Below are 21,798 nucleotides of genomic sequence, written 5' to 3' on the forward strand. Positions count from 1 at the left end.
GCCATAACCCGGTGGCCCGTGAAATGGGCCGCACCCTGCAGCCGGCACTGCAATTGTGGGCCTATGTGCAATCGATTCCGGAAAGCGGCCGCGCCATCATCGGCCTGGGCAAGCGTGATGCCGCCTTCGATGCCGGACTGCCACAGGTGTCACTGCATTTCCGCCCCGGCAGCAGCACGGTGCCACAGCCGGCGCCGGCCGACTGGATCGTCAGCGCCATGATGGACCAGCACGCCTTCATGCGCATTCCGGCCGATGCCGACCTGCAGGTGGGCGACATGCTGGCCTTCGAAATATCCCATCCCTGCCTCACCTTCGACAAATGGCGTCAGCTGCTGCTGGTGGACGATGCCCTCAATGTCACCGGTGCGGTGGAAACCCTGTTTTAGACCAGAAGCACCACCAAGACCGCCCTCGCAACGAACGGGGGCGGCATCCTCCCCCCTACTACAAGGAGAACCCACATGACCCCAGTCCTGGGCAGCCAGCTGCTGCTGTATGCCGCCATCGCCATTATCGCGCTGGTGATTCTGATTGCACGTTATCGCATCAACCCCTTTATCGTCCTGACGGTGGTGTCCATCGGCCTGGCCCTGGCCGCACAGATGCCGGCCAAGGACATCATGGCCGCCTATGAAACAGGCGTGGGCAAGACGCTGGGCCATATCGCGCTGGTGGTGGCCTTGGGCACCATGCTGGGCAAGATGATGGCCGAATCGGGTGGTGCCGAGCGCATTGCCCTGACCCTGATCGACAAGTTCGGCGAAAAGAACGCGCACTGGGCCATGGTATGCATCGCCTTTGTCTGCGGCCTGCCGCTGTTCTTCGAAGTGGGCTTCGTGCTGCTGATTCCAATTGCCTTTACCGTGGCCAAGCGCGCTGGCGTGTCGATGCTGCTGGTCGGCCTGCCGATGGTGGCCGGCCTGTCGGTGGTGCATGGCCTGGTGCCGCCGCACCCGGCCGCCATGCTGGCGGTAAGCGAATACGGCGCCCAGGTGGGCAAGACGGTGTTCTACGCCATCATTGTCGGAGTCCCCACCGCCATCATCGCCGGTCCGGTCTTTGCCAAATTCATTGCACCGCGCATCCAGCTGCCCGCTGACAACCCCATCGCCGACCAATTCACCGAACGCGATACCACCCCGCGTGAACTGCCAGGCTTCGGCATCACCATCGCCACCATCCTGCTGCCGGTATTCCTGATGCTGCTGGGCGGCTGGGCCAATGTGCTGAGCGACAAGGGCAGCGTCCTGAACGGCCTGTTGCTGTTCATCGGCAACTCGGTGATCGCCCTGCTGATCGCCACCCTGGTCAGTTTCTGGACGCTGGGCATTGCCCGTGGTTTCACCCGCGACAACATCCTCAAGTTCACCAACGAGTGCCTGGCGCCCACTGCCGCCATTACCTTGCTGGTGGGCGCCGGCGGTGGTCTGAACCGCATCCTGATCGAAACCGGCGTCACCAAGGAGATCATTGCGCTATCGGCCCAGTTCCAGCTGTCGCCCCTGCTGCTGGGCTGGCTGCTGGCCGTGCTGATGCGGGTGGCCACCGGCTCGGCCACCGTCGCCATGACCACTGCTGCCGGCATCGTCGCCCCCATTGCCCTGGCCAGCGGCTATCCGCATCCGGAATTGCTGGTGCTGGCCACCGGCGCCGGTTCGCTGATCCTGTCGCACGTCAACGATGGCGGTTTCTGGCTGGTCAAGGAATACTTCAACATGACAGTTATCCAGACCCTGAAAACCTGGACTGTTCTGGAAACCCTGATCTCCGTCGTCGCCTTCCTGCTGACCCTGGGCCTGGCCCAGCTGCTGTAAGCGCACGACCGCACCTGAAGAAAGCCCTAGCGTGGACATCCTGTATCTGATTCGCAGCCGTCTGGACCAGCTCAGCCCAACCCAGCTGAAAGTCGCCGAAGCCATTCTGGACGACGTCCGTTTTGCCGCCTCGGCCGGCATCGAGCAACTGGCGGCCAAGGCCGGTGTCAGCCCGGCGGCCATGTCGCGCTTTGCCAAGGCCATGGACTGCGAAGACATCCGCACCCTGCGCATGCGGCTGGCACAGGCGGCCACGGTGGGGCAGCGCTTTCTGGACGGCAGCCAGCTGCCCGCCGAGCCGGCCAGCTTTTTCGGCAATATCGTCGCCGATATCGAAACCACCCTGCGCCGTCACCTGGCGGGTTTTGACGAGCAGCAGTTCAGCGCCGCCGTCGACCTGATCTGCCAGGCAGATCGCCTGGTCGCATTCGGCGTGGGCGGCGGCTCCACCGTGTTCTCCGACGAACTGCAGTTCCGCCTGGTCAGGCTGGGCCATATGCTGACCACCTATCACGATCCGGTGCTGATGCGCATCAGCGCGGCCACCCTGGGGCCGCATGATCTGCTGATCGTGCTGTCCACCACCGGCATCACGCCCGAAGTGCTGTCGGCAGTCGACATCGCCCGTGGCTACGGCACCCGCCTGCTGGCGCTGACCCGGCCTGACAGCCCGCTGGCACAGCGGGCCGATGTGGTGCTGCCGGTATTCCTGGACGAAACCGACTTTATCTACAAACCCACGGCAGCCCGTTACGGCATGCTGCTGGCGGTAGACATCCTCGCCACCGAACTGGCCCTGCGCCAGCCGGAGCACAGCCAGGAGCTGCTGCGCCGCGTCAAGCTGGCACTGGACGATTACCGCCACGGCGAAGACCGGCTGCCGCTTGGAGACTGAACCATGCATACCTACGACACCCTGATCCGCCGCGCCACCATCGTCGACGGCAGCGGCGCGGCGGCCTATGTGGCCGATGTCGGCATCCGCCAGCAGCGCATTGCCCTGCTCGGCACGGCCGGCGCGGCCACCGCCGAACACACCATCGATGGCGAGGGGCTGATACTGGCCCCCGGCTTTATCGATGTGCACACGCACGACGACACCATGGTGATCCGCCAGCCGCAGATGCTGCCCAAGCTCAGCCAGGGCGTGACGACGGTGATTGTCGGCAACTGCGGCATCAGTGCCTCGCCGGTCAGCCTGCAAGGCGAACCGCCAGACCCGATGAACCTGCTGGGGCCAAGGGAAGCCTTCCGCTATCCGCGCTTTGCCGATTACCGGGCGGCAGTGGAACAGGCCGAACCGGCGGTCAATGTGGCAGCGCTGGTAGGACATACCGCCTTGCGCAGCAACCATCTGGACCGGCTGGACCGCACCGCCACCCAGACCGAAATCAGCGCCATGCGCGCCCAGCTGGCCGACAGCCTGCGCCATGGCGCACTGGGGCTGAGCAGCGGGCTGGCCTATGCCTCGGCCTTCAGTGCCGACAGCAGCGAAGTGGAACAACTGGCAGCCGAACTGAACAGCTGCGGCGGCATCTACACCACCCATCTGCGCAGCGAATTCGAACCGGTACTGGAAGCCATGGACGAAGCCTGGCGCGTGGGTCGCCATGCCAACAGCCCGGTCATCGTGTCGCACATGAAATGTGCCGGCAAAGGCAACTGGGGTCGCAGCCCGCAGCTGCTGGCCTCGCTGGAAAATGCCGCCCGCCACCAACAGGTAGGGTGCGACTGCTATCCCTACTCGGCCAGCTCCTCCACCCTCGACCTGAAACAGGTCACCAGCGATTTCGAGATTTTCATCACCTGGTCCACCCCGCATCCGGAAATGGCCGGCCAGACGCTGCAAGCCATTGCCGCACAATGGCAGCTCCCCCTGCTGGACGCCGCGCGCAAGCTGCAACCGGCCGGTGCGGTGTATCACGGCATGGACCCGGCCGATATGGAAAACATCCTGCGCCATCCGCTAACCATGGTCGGCTCGGACGGCCTGCCGGAAGACCCGCTGCCCCACCCGCGGCTGTGGGGAGCCTTTCCCCGCGTGCTGGGCTACTACTGCCGCGAACGCAAGCTGTTCAGCCTGGAAACCGCCGTGCACAAGATGACCGGCCTGTCCGCCAGCCGTTTCGCGCTGGACGAACGCGGCCTGATCCGCCTGGGCTACTGGGCTGACCTGGTGCTGTTCGACGCCGCCACCATCCATGACACCGCCACCTTCCATGCACCGATCCAGGCCGCGGCAGGCATTAATGCGGTATGGGTCAATGGTGCGCTCAGTTGGCAGGACAAGGCCGCCACCACCGTGCGCGCCGGCCGCTTCCTGCCGCGTACCCGTGATATCCGCTGCAGTTTTCCTGGCTTTACCCCACTGACCTCAGACAAGGAAACCCGCTCATGAGCGATTTGAAACGATTTGGCATAGCCGGCGGTACCGGCGGCCAGCAAATGCCTTTTGCCCGTGCCGTGCAGGCTGCCGATGGCTGGCTGTATGTCTCCGGCCAGACCCCCATGGTCAATGGTGAAGTGATAGAAGGTGGCATCGTCACCCAGTCGCACCAGTGCATCCAGAACGTGATGGCCATCCTCAAGGAGGCCGGCTACGGACCGGAACACGTGGTGCGCTGTGGCGTGTGGCTGGATGACACCCGCGACTTCGCCTCGTTCAACCGCGTCTTCCTGCAGTACTTCGGCGATCACCCGCCCGCCCGCGCCTGCGTGCAGTCCAGCATGGTGATCGACTGCAAGGTGGAAGTGGACTGCATCGCCTACAAGAAGCCCTGACCGGCAAGCCCGCCCCGTCCGGCCGTTGTCCTCTGGACAACGGCCATGCATCCCGTCACAGGAAAGACCGCAACATGCATATTGCCTGCCTTGGTGAAGGCATGATCGAACTGAGCGGCCAGCCGCTACAGCGCCGCTTTGGCGGCGATACCCTGAACACCGCCATTTATCTGGCCCGCGTATTGGACGGCAGCCCGCACCAGGTGCGCTATCTGAGCGGCATGGGCAATGACAGCCTCAGCCGTCAGCTGCTGACTGACTGGCAGGCCGAAGGCGTGGATGTCAGCCACATTGTCATCCTGCCGGGCAAACTGCCCGGCCTGTACATGGTGGAAACCGATGCCCGTGGCGAACGCAGCTTTCTGTACTGGCGCAACGACAGTGCCGCCCGGCATTACTTTGCCTCCGGCATCGACTTTGCCAGCCTGCTGCACACTGCCCAGCTACAGGCGGTTTACCTGTCCGGCATTTCGCTGGCCCTGTTCAAGGAGCAAGAACGCCAACGCCTGCTGGAAGCCCTGCGCGACTTCGCCCGCGACGGTGGCAAAATCTGGTTCGACAATAATTTCCGCCCCTCGCTGTGGAGCGCGGCGCAGGCGCGTGCCGGTCATGAAGCCGTACTGGCGCTGGCCGATGTTGCCCTGCTGACCCTGGACGATGAACAAGCGCTATACGGGCCTGAAACCGCCGAGGCTGTGGCCGAGCGCACCCTGGCACTGGGCTGCAAGGAGGTGGTGATCAAGCGCGGCGGCGAGCCCTGCCTGCTGGCCAGCAGCGAACTGCGCGCTGAAGTACTGGCCACCGCCGTGCCACAGGTGGTGGACACCACCGCAGCCGGCGATTCCTTTGCTGCCGGTTATCTGGCCAGCCGGGTCCTGGGTTCCCCCCCCACCCAGGCCGCCGCCTATGCCCACCGCCTGTCTGCTGCCGTCATTGCCCACCGCGGAGCCATCATCCCGCGCGATGCCATGCCACAGCGCTGATTGGCCGTTAGGCTGACTTGAACACCGGCAGCTTGCCGGTGTTTCGCTTGTGGCAATCACCCATGCGCTGAAGCAGGAGGCTGCCGATGGACATGTATCGCTTGCGTCATGATCACTATTTTATGAGAGCGCTGCGAGAGCAGGCGCGCCATGGCCTGCATGGCGATATCACCCGTTTCACCGATCAGGAACTGTTTGAGCTGATGAAGGTGGAGGAGCATTTCAGGGAATGGCAGCGCAGGCAGGCCAACTTATTGTTCGATGGTGAAACCCTGTTTTGGCAAGAAACCGCCCAGGAAAAAAAATGGACCGCTTATTCTGGTCGTAAGGGTTATTGGTCGCCCAGGTTTCAAAACCTCAGGGATAAAGGGCCGATTCCTGAAGGCTCCTATTTGCTTAAACAGAGTGAGTTTTATACCTGGGAAGGAACAGACTCATTTAGTCGCCTGATCTGTTTTACTGGATGGCTTCACTGGAAACTGGGAAAGTGGCCTAATTGTAGGACAGCATGGGGTGAGCAACGAATAGCATTGATTCCTCAGACACATACTAATGTCCATGGCCGCAATGGCTTTACCATTCATGGCGGAGAATTTCCGGGCTCAGCGGGGTGTGTTGATTTGACCAATAGCATGGGCAGTTTTGCAGAGTCCTTCCAGCACTATGGTAAGGATATGTTGCTGGAGGTGCGTTACAAGTACCTACCCGATGGTCAAGGCTACCACCGCAGCCGGTTAGAACGGAATTAGATCATGTTCAAAAATGCATATAAAATCAAAACCAGCCTTCTGCATGGATTAAAACTACCACTCAGTCTTTATTTGCTTTTTATTATAACAATTGGCGGATTTAATAATATATTCAAATCATTAGATCAAGCACCAGAACACCACAGAGTCTTTCTACTCATTGTAAAACTACCCCCTTCGATTCAATATTACCTTTCAAACAAAACCGCGGAATTAGTTATTTATTATAGCTGGGCAGTATTTGACATCATCGCAGCAGGACTAGCCCTACTAATGTTATGGCGACCCATTCAAATAAAAAACAAGTGGCTGCTATGGTTGCCATTCATTGCCAATACATCAATATTTTTTTACTTCTGCCTGATCATGTATGGCGTACTGTAGTCGACCACACCAGCATCCAGAATAAATTAACCACTTTACAGAATACATTAAGTCCCACAGCACTTCAGCGTACCATAGACTCCAGCTTGATAGCCATGGGCATCACAGCAATCATGCTACGGTATGTTCCAGAGGAAATTATGAAAACCTGGGCGATATTGAGTGCAAAATCCATTGCCAGCTTTATTTTATTATCATTCCTGCTATCGATGATGCATGACTTGCTGTTTCCATACGACCAAGTGAGCGAGCAATATAGAATTTATCTCTGGGAAATCCAGAGACATAGCAAGATATTTTTCTACCTGCTCACCATTACAAATATTGCCCTAACGCTTATTGCATTAATTCCCCTATGGCTACCTATCACTTCTTTTAAAAAAATCTTATTGGCATTACCTTTACTCATATTATTTACTTTGCAACTGGCATGCACATGGTGCATCCATGACTGCTGGGACGGCTTGTAATAAACCTGCAACGCATGCGCATGGACAAGTATTCATTTCCAGCACTAAGGACGGCAATACAAGCCTGGTTGCTAAGCGGACTGAAAATACTGCTCAGCCTTTATCTGCTTTTTATTCTGATAGTGGGTGGGCTGTATAATATACTAGCGCCATTTGACGAAACACCAGAATCCCACAGAGTCTTCCTGCTCATCGAACAATTCCCTTATCCGATTCGCCATTATATTTCAAACAAATACTTGGAAATGGTTATTTATTATGGCTGGGCAGCATTTGACATCATCGCAGCAGGACTAGCCCTGCTAATGGTATGGCGACCCATTCAAATAAAAAACAAGTGGCCGCTATGGTTGCCATTCGTTGCCAATACATCAATATTTTTTTACTTCTGCCTGATCATGTATGGCGTACTGTAGTCGACCATAACAACATCCCGATCAAATTAACCACTTTTAGAATACATTTAACCGACTTGGCTATTGCTGGCAGACTGTTCAGCGCTGCTTCCACCACCAGCTGGTATCCGGCTTGGCATTGCCGGGCGGTAATTCGGTATTGGCTATCTGGGTGGTTTGCCAGCCATAATCGGCCAGCAGCCGGATGGCGTCGGCATGGTGACGCAGGAATAGCGCCTTGAAACTGCCATCGCGCTCGGCCATTTTCAGGCCCTGCAACACGCGCCCGGCCAGCACAGTGTTTTGCTTGCTCACCCAGAAATAGACGGGAAAGGGGTAATAGAGGGCCTTGGTCTTCTCCAGCATCAAGCCGGGGTAGCGCGGCAGCTGTTCCTGCATTTCGCTGCCCACCTCGTTCAGCCCGCGTGGAAAAGCATCAAAACGGCCGGCGGCCAGCATCTCGAACAGGCTTTCATAGCCAATGGATCCCAGCACTTCATAGCCATTGCTTTTCAGGATGGGGTAATCGGCCCATTGACTGTTCATGCCCAGCCGGACAGCCGCACGAAACTGCTGTGCACTCATGCCACGCATGAGGGAGGCATCCTGCTTGCGCACGAAAAACACCCGGTAACCGATGATGCCCTTGAGAATGTCCAGCCGTACCGGCTGCAGCAGCCTTTCCCGCTGCAGATTCGGCGCAAAGGCCAGCACATCCACCTTGCCGCTGCTCAGCAGCTGTTCGGCACGCCATTGCGTTGGCTGGTCGTTCAGTGGCAATAGCCGATAGTGGATGTGATCCACTTTTTCGACATGCTCCAGTGCCAGTTTGAGCAGGTCCCAGCGGTAGGTGTAAATGCTGCCAGCCGGATAGTAACGGATGATGTGCTCGTCCGCCCGGGCGGCGGGGCTGACCAGCAGGCAGCCCAGTGCCAGCAGGTGGACGCAGCGCATGAAACGGCAAATGAGAGTGCTGGCAATACTGGATGATGGCATGGTGTCCCGTCCTGAGCCGTCAGAGCTTACGCAAGCAATATGAAACTTGATCGTTCGCCATGACGTCTGGCAGGTGGCGCCAGAGGATAAGGACAAGCTTGCCGCCGGACGGATGGGCGGATAGCACAGGACAGAAAGGGGACGCGGCCATGCGGCGGCGCAGCCTGCCGGCCGCACCGCCGCGACGGATCAATGCTGACCGCTGCAGGCAGACAGGCGCTGTACCGCCAGGCAGGCCGCCGGGCGCAGCTCGGCCGCTTCGCCCTGCTCCACCGCCTGCGCCAGCCGCTGGCGCATGGCCGGGGCCCAGAAGCGTTGCAGATGGCTGGCGATTTCTGTTGCAGCATCTTCCTCGCTGCAATCGGCGCTGAAAAAGTCGCTGATCTGATTGGCCATCTTCACCAGGTGTGACGGGTTCATTGCACCTCCTCCCCACGGCCTTGTCGCAGCAGTTCCTGTTGCTGACGGCTGAAATGGCGGTAACGCTGCTGCCATTCCGATGGCTGCTTGACCTTGATGATTTCCACCGCAGTCACCTTGTATTCCGGGCAGTTGGTGGCCCAGTCGGAATTATCGGTGGTGATGACATTGGCCCCGGATTCCGGGAAATGGAAGGTGGTGTACACCACCCCGGCGGCCACCCGTTCGCTGACCTTGGCGCGCAGCACGGTTTCGCCGGCGCGGCTGGCCACGCCCACCCAGTCGCCATCGACAATGCCACGGTTCTCGGCATCGGCGGGGTGGATTTCCAGCTGGTCCTCCTCGTGCCAGGCCACGTTGCCGGTGCGGCGGGTTTGCGCGCCGACATTGTACTGGCTGAGGATGCGCCCGGTGGTGAGCAGCAGCGGGAAGCGGCTGTTGACGCGCTCTTCGGTCGGCACATAGCGGGTGATCATGAAGCGGCCCTTGCCGCGCACGAATTCGCCGATATGCATGGTGACCGTGCCATCCGGCGCTGCCGCATTGCATGGCCATTGCAGGCTGCCGTGGCGGTCCAGCGCGGCATAGCTGACGCTGTTGAAAGTAGGCGTCAGGCGGGCGATTTCATCCATGATTTCCGATGGATGGCGGTAATCCATCGCATAACCCAAGGCCTGGGCCAGGGCCACGGTGACTTCCCAGTCAGCCTTGCCGCCCAGCGGGTCCATCACCTTGCGCACGCGCGAGATGCGACGCTCGGCATTGGTGAAGGTGCCGTCCTTTTCCAGGAAGGAGCTGCCCGGCAAGAACACATGGGCAAACTTGGCGGTTTCATTCAGGAAGATATCCTGTACCACCACGCACTCCATGGCCGACAGCGCGGCTGTGACATGCTGGGTGTTGGGGTCGCTCTGCGCGATGTCCTCGCCCTGGCAGTACAGCGCCTTGAAGCTGCCATCCAGCGCCGCCTCGAACATATTGGGAATGCGCAGGCCGGGTTCGTTGTGCAGCGACACGCCCCAGGCCTGTTCGAATTCGGCACGCACCACGTCGTCCGACACATGGCGGTAACCGGGGAATTCGTGCGGGAAGCTGCCCATGTCGCAGGAGCCTTGCACATTGTTCTGGCCGCGCAGCGGGTTCACCCCCACGCCTTCGCGGCCGATATTGCCGGTGGCCATGGCCAGGTTGGCAATCGCCATCACCGAGGTACTGCCCTGGCTGTGTTCGGTCACCCCCAGGCCGTAATAAATGGCGGCATTGTCGGCGCGGGCATACAGCCGGGCGGCAGCGCGGATGTCGTCCGCCGCCACGCCGCATACTTCAGCCATCGCTTCCGGCGCGTGTTCCGGCTGGGCGACAAAGTGCCGCCAATGGCCAAAGGCTTCGCTATCGCAACGGGCGGCGACAAAGTCCTCGTCCAGCAGCCCTTCGGTGACGATGACATGGGCCAAGGCATTGAGCATGGCCACATTGGTGCCGGGACGCAGCGCCAGATGATGGGCGGCGCGGGCGTGGATGGCATCCACCAGATCGATACGGCGCGGGTCGATGACTATCAGCTGCGCACCCTCGCGCAGGCGGCGTTTCAATTGCGAGGCAAATACCGGATGGGCATCGCTGGGGTTGGCACCAATCACCAGCACTACGTCGGCCTGCATCACCGAGTCGAAACTCTGGGTACCGGCGGATTCACCCAGCGTCTGTTTCAGGCCATAACCGGTGGGCGAATGGCAGACGCGGGCGCAAGTGTCGACGTTGTTGTTGCCAAAGGCGACACGCACCAGCTTTTGCACCAGATAGGTTTCTTCATTGGTGCAGCGGCTAGAGGTGATGCCGCCCACCGCGTCGCGGCCATATTGTTGCTGGATACGGCGGAATTCGCTGGCAGCGTGATTGAGCGCCACTTCCCAGCTCACCTCCTGCCACGGCGCGTCGATGCTGTGGCGGATCATCGGCTTGGTGATGCGGTCAGGGTGGGTGGCATAGCCCCAGGCAAAGCGGCCCTTGACACAGGAGTGGCCATGGTTGGCCTGGCCGTTCTTGTCCGGCACCATGCGCACCAGCTGATTACCCTTGAGCTCAGCCCGGAAGGAACAACCCACGCCGCAATAAGCGCAGGTGGTGATGACGCTGCGCTCCGGCTGGCCCCACTGGATGACGCTCTTTTCCATCAGCGTGGCAGTCGGGCAGGCCTGGACGCAGGCGCCGCAGGACACGCACTCCGAGCCGAGAAAATCCGCCCCGCCCGCCGGGCTGACGCGGGAATCGAACCCGCGTCCGGCAATGGTCAGCGCAAAAGTGCCCTGGGTTTCTTCACAGGCGCGCACGCAGCGGTTGCACACAATGCACTTGGACGGGTCGTAATCAAAATAAGGATTGGAAACGTCTTTCTGGTCCTGCAGATGGTTGGCCCCGTCCATGCCATAGCGCACTTCGCGCAGGCCCACCTGCCCGGCCACGGTTTGCAGCTCGCAATTGCCATTGGCACTGCAGGTAAGGCAATCGAGCGGATGGTCGGAGATATACAGCTCCATCACGCCGCGACGCAGTTTGGCCAGCTTTTCGCTCTGGGTGCGCACCACCATGCCGGGCGAAACCGGGGTGGTACAGGAGGCCGGATAGCCGCGATGGCCGTCGATTTCCACCATGCACATGCGGCAGGAGCCAAACGGCTCCAGGCTGTCGGTGGCGCACAGCTTGGGGATGGCGGTGTCCAGCAAGGCCGCCGCGTGCATGACCGAAGTACCCGGCGGCACGCTGATGTTCTGGCCGTCGATGGTGAGGGTGATGCTGGCCTCGCCGGGGCGGGCCGGCGTGCCCATGTCCTTGTTGCAGGATGCACCTGCTCCGCATTGGCAGCTCATCGTGCTTGCTCCTGAGTGTCCAGCCCGAAGTCGGCCGGGAAATGACGCATGGCGCTTTGTACCGGGAACGGCGTCATGCCGCCCAGCGCGCACAAAGAGCCGTATTGCATGGTGTCGCACAAATCATCCAGCAGAGCACGCTGGCGTTCGCGCTCGGCGCTATCCGGTGCCGCCAGCAGGCGCTCGATGACTTCCACCCCGCGGGTAGAGCCAATGCGACAGGGCGTGCATTTGCCGCAGGATTCCTCGGCACAGAACTGCATGGCAAAGCGTGCCATCTGCCCCAGGTGCAGGCTGTCATCGCACAGCACCGCACCGCCGTGGCCCAGCATGGCACCTATCGCGGCCAGCGCTTCGTAATCCAGCGGGGTATCAAACTGCGACGGTGGAATCCACGCGCCCAGCGGGCCGCCCAGCTGCACGGCTTTTACCGGTTTGCCGCTGGCGGTGCCGCCGCCGTAATCGAACACCAGCTCACGCAAGGTCAGACCAAACGCCCGTTCCACCAGCCCGCCACGCCGTACATTGCCTGCCAACTGGAAAGCCATGGTGCCCAGCGAGCGGCCCATGCCGAAATTACGATACCAGCTGGCCCCGCGCGACATGATCAGCGGTACCGAAGCCAGCGACAGTACGTTATGTACCAGGGTGGGCTGGCCGAACAGGCCGTGCAAGGCTGGTAGCGGCGGCTTGGCGCGCACCGTGCCGCGGCGGCCTTCGACAGATTCCAGCAGCGAGGTTTCCTCGCCGCAGATATAGGCCCCGGCACCTTCGCGCACTTCAATCTCGAATTCATGGCCGCCGTGGGCCACATCCTCGCCCAGATAGCCATGGGCGCGGGCAATGTCGATGGCCTGACGCAGCACGGCAATGGCCGGGGCGTATTCGGAGCGCACATAGATATAGCCACGGCTGGCACCCACCGCCAGCCCGGCAATGGTCATGCCTTCGATCAGCAGGAAGGGGTCGCCTTCCATCAGCATGCGGTCGGCAAAGCTGCCGGAATCGCCCTCGTCGGCATTGCACACCACGTATTTCTGTTCCGCCTGGGCCTGACGCACGGTGCGCCACTTGATACCAGCCGGGAAAGCCGCACCGCCACGGCCACGCAGGCCGGATTCCAGCACCTCGGCCACGATTTCGTCGTGGCTCAGCCGTGCAGCGTGCTCCAGCCCCTGATAACCACCGTGAGCCAGATAATGTTCCAGCGACAGCGGGCTGGTAATGCCGGCGCGGGCAAACAGCAGGCGCTGCTGGGTTTTCAGATAGGGCAGCTGTTCCACCAGCCCCACCGACAACAAATGATCGCCATTGGCAGCCAGGTCTACATCCAGCAGGCTGGCCACGTCATCCGGGCTGACTTCACGATAACCGGCACGGCCTTGCGGGGTGTCCACCTCCACCAGCGGCTCCAGCCAGAACAGGCCGCGCGAGCTGGTGCGCACGATATCGATGTCCAGATTGCGGCGTGCTGCTTCGGCGGCGAACGCTGCCGCCACGGCATCCGCGCCTACGGCGCAGGCTACCGAATCCATCGGGATATACAGGGTCAGCATTTTGCCTCCTTGCTAAAGGATGCCAGCAGGGCGCTGAGTTTTTCCGGCGTGACGCGGGCGTGCAGCTGGCCATCCAGCTGCAAGGCCGGGGCACAGGCACAGGCCCCCAGGCAGTAGACCGGGCGCAACTCCAGCTGGCCGTCCGCCGTGTGGCCGTGATCCTCCACCCCCAGTTGCGTGCGCAGCTGGGCGGCCAGCGTCTCGGAGCCCATGCTCTGACAGGCTTCGGCACGGCACAGCCGCAAGCTGTGCGCGGCAGGCGGGGTGGTACGGAAATCGTGATAGAAGCCGATGACGCCATGCACCTCGGCCTGGCTCTGGTTCATGGCACGGGCAATGGCCGGGATGGCATCCGCCGGAATATGGCCCAGTGCATCCTGTACGGCGTGCAGCAGCGGCAGCAGGCCGCCGGGCAGGTCCCGGTATTGCTGCAGCAATTGCTGGAGTGTCTCTTGTTGTTGTGCGTTCATGCTTGCGGTCCTGCGCGTGAGCCCTGCTTGAAAACATGCTGAGTGACTGCCAGACGGCAAGATTGCGCCGTCTGGCAGCACACTGCAATGCCCAATTGGCGTTAGCTGCCAGCCGGGCAACTACTCCTTGATGGTGAGCTCAGTGTCAGGCCGCGCTGAGCAATTGCAGATGCGGGTCGATGACGAATTTCTTTGGTGCGCCACCATCGAAAGCCGCATAGCCCTGCGGGGCCTGATCCAGCGTGATCAACTCCACGCCCACCACTTCGGCAATATTGATGCGGTCCCACAAAATGGCCTGCATCAGTGCACGGTTGTACTTCATCACCGGAGTCTGGCCGGTGAAGAAGGCGTGAGACTTGGCCCAGCCCAGCCCCAGCCGTACCGACAGGCTGCCCTTGCGCGCCGCGTCGTCCTTGGCGCCGGGGTCGTCGGTCACGTACAGGCCGGGAATGCCGATGCGCCCTGCTTCGCGGGTGACTTCCATCAGCGAATTGAGCACGGTGGCCGGGGCCTCCTGTTGCGAACCAGCATGGCCGTGGCCACGCGCTTCGAAACCGACAGCATCAATGGCGCAGTCCACTTCCGGCACGCCCAGAATGGCGGCAATCTGCTCGGCCAGCGTGGCGTCCTGCGACAGGTCGGCAGTTTCAAAACCCACCGCCCGCGCATGCACCAGCCGCGCCGGGTTCACATCGCCCACAATCACCACCGCTGCGCCCAGCAAGCGGGCGGAAGCCGCCGCCGCCAGACCTACCGGCCCTGCCCCGGCCACATACACCGTGCTGCCGGGGCCGGCACCTGCCGACACCGCACCGTGATAACCGGTAGGCAGAATGTCAGACAGGCAGGTGAGATCGCGGATCTTGGCCATGGCCTGATCGCGGTCGGGGAATTTCAGCAGGTTGAAGTCGGCATAAGGCACCATCACGTATTCCGCCTGCCCGCCCACCCAGCCGCCCATGTCGACATAGCCATAGGCTCCGCCAGCGCGGGAGGGGTTCACCGACAGGCACACGCCGGTGTGCTGCTCCTTGCAGCAACGGCAACGGCCGCACGCCACATTGAACGGCACCGACACGATGTCGCCCTTTTTCAGGGTTTCCACATCGCTGCCCAGCTCGATCACCTCGCCGGTGATTTCATGCCCCAGCACCAAGCCGGAAGGCGCGGTGGTGCGGCCTCGCACCATGTGCTGGTCCGAGCCACAGATATTGGTGCTGAGTACTTTCAGGATGACCCCATGGCCCAGCTTGCGGCCCTGGGGGGATACCAGTTCGGGAAAGGGAATGGACTGTACTTCTACCTTGCCTGGCCCTACATAAACGACTCCGCGGTTACCCGTCATTGTTGTCTCCTCACTGCAACTGCATCGGAGCGCGCCCCGCTCCGGGGGGAGCCTGCGCCAGCCATGGCTGGCGGCCCACCTCAAGATAAGGGAGCGGGTGCTGGGCAACTTGAACAAATGCGACAGGATTACGGTGGATCACGTCTGTGGGCTGTTCGCCCGGTGGATAAAAAAACCTGTGTAATCATGGGGTTTTATGTATGAAAACGGTGGTGGACGGGGAATGGAGCGGGGTCGGTACGGTGCTTAATTGCCTTCGCGCTCGAGGTTGCCGCCACAAAGTAAAAACAGGTGTTGCATCCGCTCACGCGGATGATGTTTTGTGTTGCCGCTTCCGCGCGGCGGACGGGAAAGAGGGCTTGCCTGGCCAAGCCCTCCTTCACCTCCAAGGCCACCCCACAAGCATGGCCTGCGGCTGCCCGACAGGTCCCGTCCGTGGCGAGGCGCGCCTGAACTCGCGATTTGCTAACGTCAAATCGCTCAGACAGGGCAGGCGCTTAAGACCTCGCCCCGGCCACCTGTCGGCATGCTTGACGGGGCCCATGGGCGCGTTGGTGCGGTGGTTTCTCAGATCACACCGGCTTGTATTTATCACTAGGCAATCGTCCCGACATCCTGTTTTCATTTCCCCATTAAAACCTCTGTCGAGGGGAACGGGTCCCGTCAGCGCGAGCCGACGCAGGCGTGCCGCTCAGGGTGTTAAGCGGTCGGCTGTCCGCAGCGGCGCGACGGTAGCGCGCCGCAAGTTCCGGCCGCGCCCTGGGCGGTGCGGCTGTGGCGGGAATTCGACGCGCTGCGGGTCGCCTTTTCTTTGGGTACTTTCTTTTGGCGAAGCAAAAGCAAAGTACCTCGCCGGCGGGGCGAGACCCGCGAAGTTAAACGCAGTGGCGCAGGATGAAAATCGGGTTGCCATTACCAAGTAAACACAGGTTTTGCATCCGCTGATGCGGATGATGTTTTGTCTTGCCGCTTCCGCGCGGCGGACGGGAAAGAGGGCTTGCCTGGCCAAGCCCTCCTTCACCTCCAAGGCCACCCCACAAGCATGGCCTGCGGCTGCCCGCCAGGACCCGACCGGGCCGAGGCGCGCCTGAACTCGCGATTTGCTAACGTCAAATCGCTCAGACAAAGCAGGCGCTTAAGACCTCGCCCCGGCCACCCGTCGGCATGCTTGACGGGGCCCGTGGGTGGCATCGGTGCGGTGGTTTCTTACATGACACCGGATGGTGTTCATCAGCGCGCAATCGTGCCGACATCCTGTTTTCATTTCCCCATTAAAACCTCTGTCGAGGGGAACGGGTCCCGTCAGCGCGAGCCGACGCAGACGTGCCGCTCAGGGTCTTAAGCGGTCGGCTGTCCGCAGCGGCGCGACGTTAGCGCGCCGCAAGTTCCGGCCGCGCCCTGAGTGGCATGGCAGGGGCGGGAATTCGACGCGCTGCGGGTCGCCTTTTCTTTGGGTACTTTCTTTTGGCGAAGCAAAAGTAAAGTACCTCGACGGCGGGGCGAGACCCGCGAAGTTAAACGCAGTGGCGCTGGATGAAAATCGGGTTGCCATTACCAAGTCAAAACAGGCTTTGTATCCGCTCTCGCGGATGATGTTTTGTCTTGCCGCTTCCGCGCGGCGAACGGGAAAGGGATCTTTGCTTGGCCAAAGATCCCTTTCATCCCTAAAGGCCACCCGGCAAGCATGGCCTGCGGCTGCCCGACAGGGCCCGACCGGTGCGAGGCGCGCCTGAACTCGCGATTTGCTAACGTCAAATCGCTCAGACAGGGCAGGCGCTTAAAACCTCGCCCCGGCCACCCGTCGGCATGCTTGACGGGGCCCATGGGCGCGTTGGTGCGGTGGTTTTCTGATTAACGACACCTGTCGGAGCTGGCCCGGTCCCGTCAGCGCGAGCCGACACAGACGTGCCGCTCAGGGTCTTAAGCGGTCGGCTGTCCGCAGCGGCGCGACGGTAGCAAGCCGCAAGTTCCGGCCGCGCCCTGAGCGGTGCGGCTGGGGCGGGGTAAGCGACGCGCTGCGGGTCGCCTTTTCTTTGGGTACTTTCTTTTTTGGCGAAGCAAAAGAAAGTACCTCGCCGGCGGGGCGAGACCCGCGAAGTTGTATTTGTCTTTGCTTTTCGATGGTTTTCTTGATGCACAAAGGACAAGCATCCGCTCACGCGGATGATAAGAACACAGGTCGGAGCCACCATAGGCTGCACACCCGCCTCCCCAGCAAAAAGCCCCGACCGGGGCCGGGGCTTTCAACAGGTCATCTGCCAATAAAAATCAGTGCCCCAGTGACTTGCTCACCGCAGCCAGTCCAGGCTTGCCATCCAGCGTGGTCACACCGGCCAGCCAGGCTTTCAGGATGTCCGGGTTCTTCTTCAGGTAATCACGCGCGGCGGTTTCCGGCTTCACCTTGTCCATGATCGGGCCCATCACGCGGTTTTCGATGGTGGTGGTGAAGTGCAGGTTATGCAGCAGTTTGCCCACATTCGGACAGCGGGTTTCGTAATCCGGGCTGATGGCAGTGAATACCTTGGCTTCACCCAGGTTGGGGCCGAACACATCGTCGCCGCCGGTCAGGTAGGCCATCTTGTATTTCACGTTCATCGGGTGCGGTTCCCAGCCCAGGAACACCACCCACTTTTTCTGGCGGATGGAGCGTTCCACCTCGGCCAGCATGCCGGCCTCACTCGATTCCACCATCTTGAAACCAGCCAGGTTGAACTGGTTTTTCTTGATCATGCCGTCGATCAGCAAATTACCGTCATTACCCGGTTCGATGCCGTAGATCTTGCCATCCAGCTTGTCCTTGAACTTGGCAATGTCCTTGAAATCCTTCAGGCCACCGGCAGCCACGTAGTCCGGCACTGCTAGCGTGTACTTGGCGCCCACCAGGTTGGGGGTGTCCAGCACCTTGATCTGGCCGGCCTTGACGAAGGGCTCGATCACCGGGGTCATGGACGGGTTCCAGTAGCCCAGGAACACGTCGATCTGCTTGCTCTTGATGCCGGAAAAGGTAATGGGCACCGAGGCAATGGTGGTGGTCGGCTTGTAGCCCAGGCCTTCCAGCACCACGCTGGCCATGCCGGTGGTGGCGGCGATATCGGTCCAGCCGACATCGGCGAAACGGACATTGCGGCATTGCGCCGGGTCATTGGCCAGCGCACTGCCACAGGCAGCCAGCAATAGCGAACCCAGCATCAGCTTGCGAATTTTCATTACACCACTCCCGTATAAATGTTTTGATCAACCCGGTGACAGGATTGCCGTGCCAACACAAGGGTGTTGGTCGCGGAGAACAGGTGGAAAACCAAGGTCTTGCACAGGGTCAAGATTGCCATGTGCGACAAGGACTAGTTGCGCCAGCACGACCGCCACTTGCATCAATGCGCCGTAGAAAAAAAACCAGCCCTGCAAGGAGTAACAGAGCTGGCTGCGCGCACAAGCTGCCGGTTTTGCCGCCCGGCGGCTCAGGCAATGACGGCGGAGTCCACCAGATACTGCTGCCGCTCGCGGCTGGGTGGGTAGCCGAACAGGCCGCGGTAGGATTTGGAAAAGTGCGATGAGGACAGGAAACCACAGGCCACGGTGACTTCCATCACGCTCATATTGGTTTGCAGCAACAGCTCGCGCGCACGGCGCAGGCGCAGGTCCAGGTAGTACTGTGCCGGCGTGGTGTTGAGATAACGCTTGAACAGGCGCTCCAGGTGACGCAGCGACACGCCCAGTTCGTCGGCCAGATTCTCCAGCGAACGCGGGTTTTCGATATTGCTTTCCATCGACAGCGCAGCGTCCACCAGCGTTTCGTGGCCGGTGCCGATACGCGCCAGCAGCGGAATGTGCTGGCGGTCGCCATTGTCGCGCAGGCGGTCGACGATGAACTGCTCGGACACGTCCGCCGCCAGGCTCTTGCCGCCCTTGTGACGGATCAGGTGACACATGAAGTCCAGCGGCGCGGTGCCGCCACTACAGGTAAAGCGGTCGCGGTCCAGCACGAACAGGTCGGAGGTGAACTTGGTCTTGGGGAATTCCTCGCTGATGGACAGCAGGTTTTCCCAGTGGATGGCACAGCGGTAGCCATTGAGCACCCCGGCCTTGGCCAGGGCGAAGGTGCCGGTGCAGATGGCGCCCAGCGGCACGCCCTGGGCGGCAAAACGGCGGATGACGGAAATGGTTTTGTCGTCCACCGCTTCGCGCACCTGCCAACCGCCACAGACAATCAGCATGTCGTATTGCTGCGGGGCTTCGGGCGCAGTGATGGGAGAGAGTTCCAGACCATTGCTGGCGGCGACCGGCTGGCCATCGGCCGACAGCAGGCTCCAGCGATACAACTTCTTGCGTGACAGATAATTGGCCATGCGCAGCGGCTCCACGGCATTGGAGAAGGCGATCATGGAAAATCTGTCGAGCAAGAGGAAACCAATATGCGACAACGATGCGATTTGTTGCGGACCCATGGTGACCTCGGCATGTGATGTGTGTTGATCTGTTTTTGTATGAAGGTGGCCGCAGCGGTGTGGCCGCGGCCCGGCGGGTGGCTCACCCGTCACTAGCTGCCCTGCTCGGCCGCCCGTGTGGTGGGCGTATGGCCGAAACTCTCGGTAATGCGGTCCAGGATGATGGCGAGCAACACCACCGCCAGGCCGCTTTCAAAACCCAGGCCCACATCCAGCCGCTGGATACTGGCCAGTACGTCGTTGCCCAGACCGCCCGCTCCCACCATGGAGGCAATGATCACCATGGACAGCGCCATCATGATGGTCTGGTTGACCCCGGCCATGATGGAGGGCAGCGCGATGGGCAGTTGCACCTTGAACAACAGCTGCCATGAGGTACAGCCAAAGGCATGGCCGGCTTCCACCTGCTCCTTGTTCACCATGCGGATGCCCAGGCTGGTCAGGCGCACGGCCGGCGGTACGGCAAACACCACGGTGGCCAGGATGCCCGGCACCCGGCCCAGGCCAAAGAACATGGCGGCCGGAATCAGGTAGACAAAGGCCGGCATGGTCTGCATGAAGTCCAGTACCGGGCGTACCAGCATGCCCACCAGCTTGTTGCGCGCGCACCAGATGCCCACCGGCACCCCCAGCAGCAGGCTGACACAGGTGGCGGACAGGGTTAGCGCCAGCGTGGCGATGGTCTGGCCCCAGAAGCCGGTGGCCCAGATCAGGCCCAGCGCGGCACAGACAAACAGGGCAAATTTCCAGCCCAGCCGCCAGAAACCGACGGCGGCGAAAATCGCCCCCATCACCAGCGGCGGAATGCCCAGCAACAGGAATTCCACCATGGTGGCAAACCAGTCGATGGTGTTGCCGATGGCGTCGAAGGCCCCGGCGTTGTGGTCCAGCATGAAATGAATGACCTTGTTGACCCAGTCGCCAATCGGCAACATGTCTTGCGTGCTGATATCAGCCATGACGGCGTACTCCTTCGCTGCGGCTCACACACCATCCCGGCACGGGGATGGCAGGGTGCGCCTGTTGTCCTGTTCAGTGGGTGGCGGTGCTTTGCAGGCGGTGCTGGGAAATCTTGCTCAGCACGCTGCTGGGCGTGATCAGCCCCAGGCACTGGCCCTGATCGTCGCGTACCTGCAAGGGTTCGCTCTGCCCCAGCAGCTGTTGCAACACATCAGGCAGGCTGCAGGACGGCGGTACATGCAGGCCGGGCCGGCCGGCGTGCGGCGGATTGGCCACTTCGATCAGGTCCTTGGCTTGCAGGTAGCGCGAGGTGTCCACGCTCTTGAAGAAGTTGCGCACGTAGTCGTCGGCCGGGTTTTCGATGATTTGCTGCGGAGTGCCCACCTGCACCAGGCGGCCGCCTTCCATGATGGCAATGCGGGTGCCGATACGCAGGGCCTCTTCCAGATCATGCGACACAAAGAAAATGGTGCGGCGCTGTTCGCGCTGCAGGTCGAGCAGGATGTCCTGCATTTCCGCCCGTTTGAGCGGGTCCAGCGCCGAAAACGCCTCGTCCATCAGCATCAGCGAGGGGTTGACCGCCAGTGCGCGCACCAGGCCCACCCGCTGCTGCATGCCGCCGGACAACTCGTGCGGATACTTGTGGGCAAACGGGGCCAGGCCCACTTGCTCCAGCACCTCCATGCCACGCGCTTCGCGGGTTTTGCGGTCCACGCCGGAAATCTCCAGTCCGAAAGCCGCGTTGTCCAGCACCGAGCGGTGCGGCATCAGGGCAAAGCTCTGGAACACCATGCTCATGTCGCGGCGGCGCAGTTCCACCATCTGCTTGGGCGTGAGCTTGGTGATGTCCTGACCGTCCAGGATGATCTGGCCGTCGGTCGGGTCCATCAGGCGGTTGATCAGGCGGATCAGGGTGGACTTGCCGGAGCCGGACAGGCCCATCAGCACGAAGATCTCGCCCTCTTCCACCGCAAACGACACGTCGTTGACCCCCACGACGCTGCCGGTTTTCTTGAAAATATCATCCTTGTGCTCGCCGGACTTCAGCATGCGCATGACGTCCGCGGACTTCCCTCCGAATACCTTGTAGAGGTTCTTCACCACTATCTTGGCCGACTGCATTGTCTCTTCTCCTTCGTAGCGATCGCACGCTGGCC

The 21,798-nt window shown here is 61.2% G+C and carries 18 protein-coding genes and 1 pseudogene; 9 read left to right on the forward strand and 10 right to left on the reverse strand.

The annotated features are described in order from the left end of the window. From JHD64_RS17280 to JHD64_RS17320, 9 genes and pseudogenes are all read left to right on the forward strand, one after another. Positions 1-389, forward strand: a pseudogene (locus tag JHD64_RS17280) (amino acid deaminase); the annotation flags it as partial. 75 nt (positions 390-464) lie between these two features. Next, positions 465-1,817, forward strand: coding sequence for a gluconate:H+ symporter (locus tag JHD64_RS17285; protein ID WP_199054483.1), 1,353 nt, complete (start codon positions 465-467; stop codon positions 1,815-1,817). A gap of 31 nt (positions 1,818-1,848) precedes the next feature. After that, on the forward strand, positions 1,849-2,712 hold the full coding sequence (locus JHD64_RS17290; RefSeq protein WP_059287017.1) for a MurR/RpiR family transcriptional regulator: 864 nt from the start codon (positions 1,849-1,851) through the stop codon (positions 2,710-2,712). Between the two features lie 3 nt (positions 2,713-2,715). Further along, positions 2,716-4,215: an amidohydrolase family protein gene (locus JHD64_RS17295; RefSeq protein ID WP_199054485.1), complete on the forward strand. Its 1,500-nt coding sequence runs from the start codon at positions 2,716-2,718 to the stop codon at positions 4,213-4,215. Further along, positions 4,212-4,598, forward strand: coding sequence for a RidA family protein (locus JHD64_RS17300; protein ID WP_199054487.1), 387 nt, complete (start codon positions 4,212-4,214; stop codon positions 4,596-4,598). Before JHD64_RS17295 ends, JHD64_RS17300 begins: the two co-directional genes overlap by 4 nt. 74 nt (positions 4,599-4,672) lie before the next feature. Then, positions 4,673-5,581, forward strand: coding sequence for a sugar kinase (locus tag JHD64_RS17305; RefSeq protein WP_199054489.1), 909 nt, complete (start codon positions 4,673-4,675; stop codon positions 5,579-5,581). Positions 5,582-5,667: 86 nt separating this feature from the next. After that, positions 5,668-6,330: a tlde1 domain-containing protein gene (locus JHD64_RS17310; RefSeq protein WP_199054491.1), complete on the forward strand. Its 663-nt coding sequence runs from the start codon at positions 5,668-5,670 to the stop codon at positions 6,328-6,330. Between the two features lie 278 nt (positions 6,331-6,608). Then, positions 6,609-7,184 (forward strand): hypothetical protein, encoded by a 576-nt coding sequence (locus tag JHD64_RS17315; protein ID WP_199054493.1) that lies wholly within the window; start codon positions 6,609-6,611, stop codon positions 7,182-7,184. 20 nt (positions 7,185-7,204) lie between these two features. Further along, positions 7,205-7,600 carry a hypothetical protein gene (locus tag JHD64_RS17320; protein WP_199054495.1) on the forward strand — a complete coding sequence of 132 codons (396 nt, stop codon included), beginning with the start codon at positions 7,205-7,207 and terminating at the stop codon, positions 7,598-7,600. A gap of 78 nt (positions 7,601-7,678) precedes the next feature. Here JHD64_RS17320 and JHD64_RS17325 read toward each other — a convergent pair whose 3' ends face one another. The 10 genes from JHD64_RS17325 to JHD64_RS17370 form a co-directional block, all read right to left on the reverse strand. Continuing rightward, positions 7,679-8,575 carry a hypothetical protein gene (locus tag JHD64_RS17325; protein ID WP_199054497.1) on the reverse strand — a complete coding sequence of 299 codons (897 nt, stop codon included), beginning with the start codon at positions 8,573-8,575 and terminating at the stop codon, positions 7,679-7,681. A gap of 189 nt (positions 8,576-8,764) precedes the next feature. Continuing rightward, positions 8,765-8,995 (reverse strand): formate dehydrogenase subunit delta, encoded by a 231-nt coding sequence (locus JHD64_RS17330; RefSeq protein ID WP_199054499.1) that lies wholly within the window; start codon positions 8,993-8,995, stop codon positions 8,765-8,767. Next, positions 8,992-11,862 carry a formate dehydrogenase subunit alpha gene (gene fdhF / locus JHD64_RS17335; RefSeq protein ID WP_199054501.1) on the reverse strand — a complete coding sequence of 957 codons (2,871 nt, stop codon included), beginning with the start codon at positions 11,860-11,862 and terminating at the stop codon, positions 8,992-8,994. The genes JHD64_RS17330 and fdhF overlap by 4 nt, the downstream gene beginning before the upstream one ends. Continuing rightward, positions 11,859-13,418 (reverse strand): NADH-ubiquinone oxidoreductase-F iron-sulfur binding region domain-containing protein, encoded by a 1,560-nt coding sequence (locus JHD64_RS17340; protein WP_199054503.1) that lies wholly within the window; start codon positions 13,416-13,418, stop codon positions 11,859-11,861. The genes fdhF and JHD64_RS17340 overlap by 4 nt, the downstream gene beginning before the upstream one ends. Next, positions 13,412-13,888 carry a formate dehydrogenase subunit gamma gene (locus JHD64_RS17345; protein WP_199054505.1) on the reverse strand — a complete coding sequence of 159 codons (477 nt, stop codon included), beginning with the start codon at positions 13,886-13,888 and terminating at the stop codon, positions 13,412-13,414. The genes JHD64_RS17340 and JHD64_RS17345 overlap by 7 nt, the downstream gene beginning before the upstream one ends. A 145-nt stretch (positions 13,889-14,033) precedes the next feature. Continuing rightward, positions 14,034-15,236 (reverse strand): formaldehyde dehydrogenase, glutathione-independent, encoded by a 1,203-nt coding sequence (gene fdhA, locus JHD64_RS17350; RefSeq protein ID WP_199054507.1) that lies wholly within the window; start codon positions 15,234-15,236, stop codon positions 14,034-14,036. A 2,268-nt stretch (positions 15,237-17,504) separates the two neighbouring features. Then, a complete protein-coding gene (locus tag JHD64_RS17355; protein ID WP_199054509.1) occupies positions 17,505-18,443 on the reverse strand; it encodes a choline ABC transporter substrate-binding protein in 939 nt (312 codons plus the stop codon). A 251-nt stretch (positions 18,444-18,694) separates the two neighbouring features. Further along, positions 18,695-19,681, reverse strand: coding sequence for a GlxA family transcriptional regulator (locus JHD64_RS17360; protein ID WP_059287098.1), 987 nt, complete (start codon positions 19,679-19,681; stop codon positions 18,695-18,697). Between the two features lie 92 nt (positions 19,682-19,773). After that, positions 19,774-20,640 (reverse strand): proline/glycine betaine ABC transporter permease, encoded by an 867-nt coding sequence (locus tag JHD64_RS17365; RefSeq protein ID WP_233170570.1) that lies wholly within the window; start codon positions 20,638-20,640, stop codon positions 19,774-19,776. Positions 20,641-20,713: 73 nt separating this feature from the next. After that, positions 20,714-21,763, reverse strand: a complete 1,050-nt coding sequence (locus JHD64_RS17370) for a glycine betaine/L-proline ABC transporter ATP-binding protein (RefSeq protein ID WP_199054511.1) — start codon at positions 21,761-21,763, stop codon at positions 20,714-20,716. Positions 21,764-21,798 lie beyond the last annotated feature (35 nt).

The sequence above is a fragment of the Aquitalea sp. ASV15 genome, assembly GCF_016429115.1.
Taxonomy (GTDB): domain Bacteria; phylum Pseudomonadota; class Gammaproteobacteria; order Burkholderiales; family Chromobacteriaceae; genus Aquitalea; species Aquitalea magnusonii.

What these genes read in the sequence shown, in the direction of transcription:
- JHD64_RS17300 (WP_199054487.1), top strand. Translation starts at nt 4,212, where the DNA reads ATGAGCGATTTGAAACGATTTGGCATAGCCGGCGGTACCGGCGGCCAG.
- JHD64_RS17365 (WP_233170570.1), bottom strand. Translation starts at nt 20,640, where the DNA reads ATGGCTGATATCAGCACGCAAGACATGTTGCCGATTGGCGACTGGGTC.
- JHD64_RS17315 (WP_199054493.1), top strand. Translation starts at nt 6,609, where the DNA reads ATGGCGACCCATTCAAATAAAAAACAAGTGGCTGCTATGGTTGCCATT.
- JHD64_RS17285 (WP_199054483.1), top strand. Translation starts at nt 465, where the DNA reads ATGACCCCAGTCCTGGGCAGCCAGCTGCTGCTGTATGCCGCCATCGCC.
- JHD64_RS17355 (WP_199054509.1), bottom strand. Translation starts at nt 18,443, where the DNA reads ATGAAAATTCGCAAGCTGATGCTGGGTTCGCTATTGCTGGCTGCCTGT.
- JHD64_RS17370 (WP_199054511.1), bottom strand. Translation starts at nt 21,763, where the DNA reads ATGCAGTCGGCCAAGATAGTGGTGAAGAACCTCTACAAGGTATTCGGA.
- JHD64_RS17345 (WP_199054505.1), bottom strand. Translation starts at nt 13,888, where the DNA reads ATGAACGCACAACAACAAGAGACACTCCAGCAATTGCTGCAGCAATAC.
- fdhF (WP_199054501.1), bottom strand. Translation starts at nt 11,862, where the DNA reads ATGAGCTGCCAATGCGGAGCAGGTGCATCCTGCAACAAGGACATGGGC.
- JHD64_RS17310 (WP_199054491.1), top strand. Translation starts at nt 5,668, where the DNA reads ATGGACATGTATCGCTTGCGTCATGATCACTATTTTATGAGAGCGCTG.
- JHD64_RS17340 (WP_199054503.1), bottom strand. Translation starts at nt 13,418, where the DNA reads ATGCTGACCCTGTATATCCCGATGGATTCGGTAGCCTGCGCCGTAGGC.
- JHD64_RS17360 (WP_059287098.1), bottom strand. Translation starts at nt 19,681, where the DNA reads ATGGGTCCGCAACAAATCGCATCGTTGTCGCATATTGGTTTCCTCTTG.
- JHD64_RS17320 (WP_199054495.1), top strand. Translation starts at nt 7,205, where the DNA reads ATGGACAAGTATTCATTTCCAGCACTAAGGACGGCAATACAAGCCTGG.
- JHD64_RS17330 (WP_199054499.1), bottom strand. Translation starts at nt 8,995, where the DNA reads ATGAACCCGTCACACCTGGTGAAGATGGCCAATCAGATCAGCGACTTT.
- JHD64_RS17295 (WP_199054485.1), top strand. Translation starts at nt 2,716, where the DNA reads ATGCATACCTACGACACCCTGATCCGCCGCGCCACCATCGTCGACGGC.
- JHD64_RS17325 (WP_199054497.1), bottom strand. Translation starts at nt 8,575, where the DNA reads ATGCCATCATCCAGTATTGCCAGCACTCTCATTTGCCGTTTCATGCGC.
- fdhA (WP_199054507.1), bottom strand. Translation starts at nt 15,236, where the DNA reads ATGACGGGTAACCGCGGAGTCGTTTATGTAGGGCCAGGCAAGGTAGAA.
- JHD64_RS17305 (WP_199054489.1), top strand. Translation starts at nt 4,673, where the DNA reads ATGCATATTGCCTGCCTTGGTGAAGGCATGATCGAACTGAGCGGCCAG.